Annotated in this window: 8 protein-coding genes; 1 reads left to right on the top strand and 7 read right to left on the bottom strand. The window is 70.1% G+C overall.

The features are described from left to right. Positions 1-187 precede the first annotated feature (187 nt). The 6 genes from AB0M35_RS29075 to AB0M35_RS29050 form a co-directional block, all read right to left on the bottom strand. On the bottom strand, positions 188-505 hold the full coding sequence (locus AB0M35_RS29075; RefSeq protein ID WP_363749399.1) for an L-rhamnose mutarotase: 318 nt from the start codon (positions 503-505) through the stop codon (positions 188-190). A 128-nt stretch (positions 506-633) separates the two neighbouring features. Continuing rightward, a complete protein-coding gene (locus AB0M35_RS29070) occupies positions 634-1,467 on the bottom strand; it encodes a carbohydrate ABC transporter permease (RefSeq protein ID WP_363749397.1) in 834 nt (277 codons plus the stop codon). Next, a complete protein-coding gene (locus AB0M35_RS29065; RefSeq protein WP_363749395.1) occupies positions 1,464-2,423 on the bottom strand; it encodes a sugar ABC transporter permease in 960 nt (319 codons plus the stop codon). The genes AB0M35_RS29070 and AB0M35_RS29065 overlap by 4 nt, the downstream gene beginning before the upstream one ends. A 62-nt stretch (positions 2,424-2,485) precedes the next feature. Further along, entirely contained in the window at positions 2,486-3,787 is a 1,302-nt protein-coding gene (locus tag AB0M35_RS29060; protein WP_363749393.1) for an ABC transporter substrate-binding protein, read from the bottom strand. Positions 3,788-3,802: 15 nt separating this feature from the next. Further along, a complete protein-coding gene (locus AB0M35_RS29055; RefSeq protein ID WP_363749391.1) occupies positions 3,803-4,807 on the bottom strand; it encodes a Gfo/Idh/MocA family oxidoreductase in 1,005 nt (334 codons plus the stop codon). Then, a complete protein-coding gene (locus AB0M35_RS29050) occupies positions 4,804-6,039 on the bottom strand; it encodes a M20 family metallopeptidase (RefSeq protein ID WP_363749390.1) in 1,236 nt (411 codons plus the stop codon). The genes AB0M35_RS29055 and AB0M35_RS29050 overlap by 4 nt, the downstream gene beginning before the upstream one ends. Positions 6,040-6,152: 113 nt before the next feature. Here AB0M35_RS29050 and AB0M35_RS29045 point away from each other — a divergent pair, with 113 nt between their 5' ends. Beyond that, a complete protein-coding gene (locus tag AB0M35_RS29045) occupies positions 6,153-6,992 on the top strand; it encodes an amidohydrolase family protein (RefSeq protein ID WP_363749389.1) in 840 nt (279 codons plus the stop codon). A 103-nt stretch (positions 6,993-7,095) separates the two neighbouring features. On the opposite strand, the gene AB0M35_RS29040 is transcribed toward AB0M35_RS29045, so the two are convergent. After that, positions 7,096-7,254: non-reducing end alpha-L-arabinofuranosidase family hydrolase (locus AB0M35_RS29040; protein WP_363749401.1), on the bottom strand; the 159-nt coding region annotated here is incomplete at its 5' end.

Here is a 7,254-nt window from a genome sequence, read left to right as displayed (position 1 = left end):
ATCCGTCAACTCATCCAACGCGCCCGCACCCACTACCGATGGGACACCCGCCCCACCACACGCCGCCTCAAGTAACACCTACTGCCGGTCGCTCTTATTAACGCCTGCGGTAGAGCACGGGCCCCTTGTTAACACCGTGCGCCGGATCGCCCGTCCTCGGGTGATCCGGCGCATCGGCGTTGCCTGGTCAGCCGCTCAGGCCGGGATGGTGGAAGACCGGGTACGCCCACAGTGGCTCACCGTCGGCGTCGGCGATCTCGGCGAACAGGTGGGCCAGCGAGGCCGTCCAACGGGCCTGCACCTCCGACGCACCGGTGACCCGGCTGGCGTGGTCGAAGCCCCACCGGGTACGCAGCACGCAGATCAGCAGCAGGCCGTGCCGGTAGATGTGGTAGTCGTACACCCCCGCCTCGTCGAGCAGTGCGGCCATCTCCGGCCACAGCTCGGCGTGCCGGCGCTCGTACTCGGCCTCCGCCCCCGGGTGCAGGCGGTACAGGTGACACACCTGCGCGCCTGGCCCGAAGGCCGGTCCCGGTCCCGTTCCCGATCCGGTGCCGGGATCGGGAACGGGACCGGGGTGGCCCGCACCCGGATATTGAGGAGTATCCGGGGCGGGCCGGTTCACCGGAGTGCTCACTTGCCGGAGCCGGCGAGCGCGCCGGAGACGAGTTGCCGTTGGAACACCAGATAGATGATCAGCACCGGCAGCAGGGCCACGATCAGGCCGGCGCTGACCAGTGGCACCGACACGTCGTACTGGCCGCTGAGCAGCGACACCCCGACCATCAGCGTCTTGGAGTCCGAGCCGCCCATGATGACCAGCGGCAGCAGCAGGTCGTTCCACATCCAGACGAAGTTGAAGATGGCCAGTGCCGCCAGCGCCGGGGTGGCGATCGGGGCGAGCAGCCGGAACAGGATGGTGAAGTGTCCGGCTCCGTCGACCCGGGCCGCCTCGATCAGCTCGTCGGGCACCTGCTGGAAGTACCCGGCCAGCTGGTAGGTGCCCAACGGCAGGCCGAACGCCGCGTACGCCAGGATCAGCCCCTGGTACTCCCCGGACATGCCCAGGTCCAGCACGGTCTGGTACAGCGGGTAGATGATCGCCTGGCTGGGGATGGTCAGGGTGATGATGATGAACAGGAAGACCAGCTTGCCGCCGCGGAAGCGCAGCTTGGTCACGGTGTACGCGACCAGCATCGCGGCCAGCACCGACAACACCAGCCCACCGACCGTGGTGATGATCGAGTTGAGCAGCAGCCGGGGCATGTTCATCCGCTTGAACGCCTCGACGTAGTTCTCGAAGGTGATCCCGGCCGGCAGCCCGAGCGGATCCCGGGCGAACCCGGTCTGCGTCTTGAGCGAGCTGACCACGGTGAACAGCAGCGGGTAGAGCGCCGCCACCGCGACCACCACCAACGCGAAGACCAACAGGTAGCGCCCGATCTGGGCGGAGTATCGCCGGTTCATCGCGGCTTCCGGGTCCCCTCTTTGAACATGTGCCGCACGCTGAAGATCGACATCAGGGCGACGAAGACGAACAGGGCGATACCGATGGCCGAGCCGTATCCCCGGTCGAGAAACTGGAAGGTGGTGAGGAAGACCAGGAACTCGGGGAGCATGGTGGCGTGGCCGGGGCCGCCCTGGGTCAACGCGTAGATCAGCGGGAAGAGCCAGATCAGTACGCCGGAGGCGCAGAGCACGCTCCAGTACGCCACGGTCGGGCGCAGCATCGGCACCACCACGGAGAACAGCCGCCGCCAGAAGCCGGCGCCGTCGAGGTACGCGGCCTCCAGCACCTCGTCGGGGATGGTGGCCAGCCCGGCCAGGTAGGTCATCACGCCCAGGCCGAAAAAGCTCCACAACGCCACCGCGACCAGTGAGAACAGGGCGCTGTTCTGCCCGTTGAGCCACTCGATGGCCAGCGGCTCCAGCCCGACCGCCCGCAACAGCGCGTTGATCGGACCGTCCGGCGAGAGGATCTGCCGGAACATGATGCCGACCACGATCGGCGCAATGGTGTACGGGATGAAGTAGACGGCCCGGAAGAACTTCCAGCCCGGTGCCCGCTGGTGGATCAGTACCGCCAGCACCAGCGGCACCACGATCCAGACCGGCAGGGTGGCCACCACCAGCAGCGCGTTGCGGAAGCTGGTCAGCACCATCGGGTCGTCAAGCATGCGGGTGTAGTTGTCGAAGCCGGCGAAGGAGCTGTCGCCGAACCCGCTGGAGGATTCGAAGCTGGTGATGACGCCCCGGATGAGCGGCACCAGCTTGAAGGTGACCGCCAGGGCCAACGCCGGCAGGACCAGCAGGGCGCCGAGCCACCACTCCCGGGCGTGCCGGAAGCGCCGGGTACGGCGTACCGGCGAGGTCGGAGTCGTCGCGGCGGCCGGCTCGGCGGCCGGCGCGGTGGAGATGCTCATCGGGTTGTCCTCCCCCGGGAAGCTGGCGGGTGGGGTGGCGCTGGCCACCCCACCCGATGCGACTAGTTGCCCTGCTTCTTCGTCGGGCTGCGCTCCAGCGCCTGCTGCATCTGCTCAGCCCACTTGTCGACGGTGAGCTGGCCGAGGGTGATCTGCTGCCAGCCTCGGGCCAGGGCGTCGGCCTCCGGGCCGGAGAGCATCACACCGGCGTGCAGAGTGGGCTCGGCGATCAGCTCCTGGATCTTCTTGAAGGCCGGCGACGAGGGCAGCAGCGCCGGGTCAACGTTCTTGTTCAGCGGCTGGCCCTTGGCGTACTTCACCCAGAGCTCGCCGTTCTCCTTGCCGGCCAGCCAGGTGATGAACTTCAGGCCGGCGTCCTTCTTCTCGCTCCACTTGGTCACGCCGTAGACAGCGCCCTCGATGCCGGAGAACTTGCCGGCCAGCGGCGCGGACGGGTTGATCGCCGGCCAGCGGGTGACGCCGAGCTTGTCGTCGCCGAGGGCCTTGCCGAACGCCTCCCAGTTCACCGCGTCGGAGATGATGGTGCCGGCGAAGGCGGCGTCACCGCGCTGGAAGATGTCGGCACCGTCGGGCAGCATGGTGATCGACGGGGCGTTCTTGTTCGCCCAGCCCTTGGTGGTGATCTCGGCCAGTTTCTCCAGGACCTGGACCAGCTTCGGGTCCTTCCAGGAGAGGGTTCCGTTGAGCACGCCGCGGATGTCGTCCTCGGTCAGGTAGTTGCGGGCGATCTCCGGGAAGTCCCAGTACGCCGGGAAGGTGCCGGACAGCCCCAACGCCAGGCAGGTCTTGCCCGCCTTCTTGACCGCGTCGCAGGCCGCCCCGAACTCGTCCCAGGTGGCCGGCGGGTTCTCCGCGTCCAGCCCGGCCGCGGTCAGCACGTCCTTGTTGTAGTAGAGGACATTGCCCTGGTAGGAGAAGGGCACGCCGTAGCAGGGCTTGCTGGTGTCGAACTCCTCGCAGGCGCCGCTGTAGGTGACCAGATCCTTGTTGATCTCGGCCGCCTTGTCGCCCAGCGGCGTGTACGCCCCCCGCCGGTCGAACAGTTCCAGGCCGGCGTTGTTGGCCATCACGTCCGGACCGGACTGCGAGGTGATGTACGGTCCCTGCACCTCGGGGTACTTGTCGAACGGGACCGACTGCAAGTCCAGCTTGATGTCCTGGTGGCTGGCCTCGAAGGCGGTCTTCACCTGCTGCCAGTACTCGGTGCCGCCCGGCTCCCAGGTGAGCACCTTGAGGGTCACCGGGCCGTCGGCGGCGTCGTCACTGCCGCCACCACAGGCGGCGAGCAGGGCGGCGGTGGCCACACCGGCGGCGAGGACACCGGTCAATCTACGTCGAAACATCGGCGCAAACTCCTGTCACGAGAGGGGTTCGGGGGAGATCCGACGAGGCGCGCCACCGGTGGCGGCACTGTCGGCCATGGCCGTGGCGACCTGCACCACGTGCAATCCGTCGGCGAGCGGGACGACCGCCGACGACTCGGTGCCGGTCACCTGACCGACGAAGTGGCGCAACTCGGCGGCGAGTGCACCGCCGCCGTCGACCGGCGACAGCAGCCAGTCCGGCGCCTCGGTCTGCTCGCCCTGGACGAGCAGCGTGGGATGGCCGAGGTCGACGTGTGCGACCCCGTCGGTGCCGTACACCTCGACCAGGTCCGAGGTGTGGTTGGGCGTGTGTTCAGGCAGGAGATAGCTGTTGCGGATCGACGACACGACGTCGTTGGCGTGCCGAAGCTCCGCCCACACCAGGACCGGGGTTGCCGATCCGGGTCGGGTCCGGGCCGCCGCGCGGACCTCGACCACCGGCGACTGGGCGTACCAGATGGCCAGGTCGATGTCGTGCACGGCGGTGAGCAGGGCGGGATGCTCGTCGGGGAAGAGCCGGCTGAGCGTGCGCGGCCGGTCCCGGCGGGAGGAGACGGCCAGCACCTGGCCGAGCCGGCCGGCACGGACCGCGTCGTACAGCGCCCGGTGCGGGGCACTGTGCCGCAGGATGTGTCCCGGCTGGCAGAGCACCCCGTGGGTAAGCGCCGCAGCGACGATGGCAGCGGCGTCGGCGACCGTCGCCGCGAGGGGCTTCTCCACCAGGACCGGCACGCCGGCGGCGAGCAGCGCGACCGCGACGTCCCGGTGCGCGGGACCGGGCACGCAGACCGAGGCCGCCTGCGGCGCTCCGGCGGCGAGCAACTCCTCGACCGTGCCGAAGGTACGGGCCACGTCGTGCTCGGCGGCGACCTGCTGCCGTACGCCCGGGTTCGGGTCGACCAGCGCGGTCACCGGCACCCCGAGGGACCGGTACGCGGCGACGTGCCGCAGCCCGAAGGCCCCCGCGCCGATCACGGCGACCTCGACCCGCTCGCTCATGCCGCCACCGCCGTGGTGTCGGTGTCGTCCCCGGGAGCGGCCGGGGTCGGCACGGCGGCGGCCGGGGCGGTGAGTCGCCCGTCCAGCACAGCCCGGGTGAGCCGTTCCAGCGCGCTCACGCCGACGTCGAGGCAGCGCTCGTCGACGTCGAAGGAACCGGAGTGCAGTGGTGCGCCGCCCCGCTCACCGGTGACGCCGAGCTTGACGTACAGACTGGGGCCGAGCGCGCCGAGCAGCGCGAAGTCGTCGGTGGTCAGCGGCGGCACCGCGAGGTCGACCACGTCCAGCAGGCCGGGCAGTTCGGCGTGGGCCAGTGCGACCAGTTCGGCCGCGTTGCGTACCGGGGGCATCTCGTTGGCCCAGGTGAAGCGGACACCGAGGTCGAGCGCGGCGGCCTGCTGGCGGGCGACCCGCTCGATGACCACCTTGAGCCGCTCGCGGGTGCCCTCGTCGAGGGTCCGCAGCGTGCCGGTCGCCTCCGCGTACGCGGCGACCTGGCTCTGGCTGGCGCCGCCGGAGATGGTGCCGATGTTGAACGCCACCATTTCGTCGGCGTTGCGGGACCGGGCCACCGCGGCGTGCAGCAGGTTCACGATGCCGCTGAGGCCGAGAATCGCGTCGCGGCCCAGCGCCGGGGTGGCGGCGTGCGCGGCCCGGCCGAGCACCTCGATGCGGAAGGCGTCCTTGGCGGCCATCGCCGTGTGGCGGTCCACGCCCAGCGTGCCGACCGGCAGGTCCGGCCAGCAGTGCAGGCCGAGCACGGCGTCGAAGCGGCGACCGCGCAGCCCTTCGTGCAGGAGTGCGGCGGCCGCGCCGGAGGCCTCACCGAAGGGAATCTCCTCGGCCGGCTGGAACAGCACGGCCACCGTGCCCCGCGCCGGTGGCGCCGCGGCGAGTCGGGCGGCCACTCCGTACGCGACGGTCATGTGCACGTCGTGCCCACAGGCGTGGCAGACCCCGGCGTTGGTCGACGCGTACGGCTCGGTCTTGGCGTCCTGAACGGGATAGGCATCCATATCGGCCCGAAGAAGGACCATCGGCCCCGGCAGCGCCCCTTCGAGCTCCAGGAGCAGCCCGGTGCCGGCGATCCCGGTGCGTACCCGGCCGAGCGGCTGGAGCTTCGCGGCCAGCGTCGCGGCCGTCTGGTGCTCGGTAAACCGCAGCTCCGGGTAGCGATGGAGCTGACGCCTCAGCTGTACCAGCTCATCAACCCCGTCGTGTCCCAGCTCCACCCAGCCCACTCCTCGCTCGCGGCCTGCAATCCGGACCTAATTGAGACAAGAACCTAAAGCCGGGGGGCGGCCACGTCAATAACCAGGCAAGATTTGGGTTATGGTCCGTGACCATGGATCGCGCTGACGCCCACCTGCACCTCTTCGCGAACGGCTACCCGGGCCGGTACGGACGCTCCCCCGCCGGCACCGAGGAGCTCGCCGCATACCAGGACATCCGCCATGTGCACGGCATCGATCGGGCGCTGGTGGTGGGCTACGAGGGCGAGGAACACTTCGCCGGGAACAACGACTACCTGGCCACGCTCGCCGGCACGCACCCCTGGATCGCCCCGGTCGCCTACGTCCCACCAGATGGTCCGGCAGAGGACCAACTGGCCCGCTGGTGGTCAGCCGGGTTCGTCGGGGTGTCCGCCTATCTGGCCGACGCCGAACAGGCCGACCGCTTCGCCGCCTGGGTGACCAGAGCCGCCCCACAGCTCACCGCAGCCCGGGCGCTGCTCAGCCTCAACGCCACCCCAGCCGCCACCGCCCGGCTCGGCACCGCCCTGGCCGGGCTGGGCGCCTGCCCGGTGCTGTTCAGCCACCTCGGGCTGCCCGGCAGTCGGCCCACGCCCCCGTCCCCGCAGCAGGCGGCCGAGACGCTGGCGCCGCTGCTCGACCTGGCCCGGCTGCCGCAGGTCGGGGTGAAGGTGTCCGGCCTCTACGCGGTCAGCGAGCCCACGCACGGCTGGCCGCACTCCGCCGCCCGGCCCTTCGTCGACGTGCTGCTGGAGCACTTCGGCAGCCGCCGGCTCTACTGGGGATCGGACTTCCCACCCAGTCTGGACCACGTCTCGTTCAGTCAGACCCTGGAACCGGCCGGCCTGGAGCAGCTCTCCCCCACCGAGCAGGCCGACGTCTTCGGCGCGAACCTGCGGCGCGCCCTCGACGGCGTCCAGGCAGCGGGCTGACGGCGCTGATTCGCGCGGTCCTGCCGCAGAATGACCGCGGGCGGGCTCGGTGTGCCGAGCCCGCCCGCTCCCACGTCATCGGTTGTGGGACTGTGTCACCTGGTCAACGTTGCAGGGTGAGTACGCCCGGGCGGTAGGGCAGCAGGCCGTAGTCGCCGCCCGAGTTCGGGGACCGGCCCTGGTACAGCAGTTGCAGGTTGCAGGGGTCGACGGTCATCGTCTGGTCGGCGTTGCTACGGATCAACTCGCCGTGGCTGATGTC

This window comes from Micromonospora sp. NPDC051196, assembly GCF_040682415.1.
GTDB lineage: Bacteria > Actinomycetota > Actinomycetes > Mycobacteriales > Micromonosporaceae > Micromonospora.
Note: the sequence above shows the minus strand (reverse complement) of the source record. Positions and strands in the feature narration are given on the sequence as shown.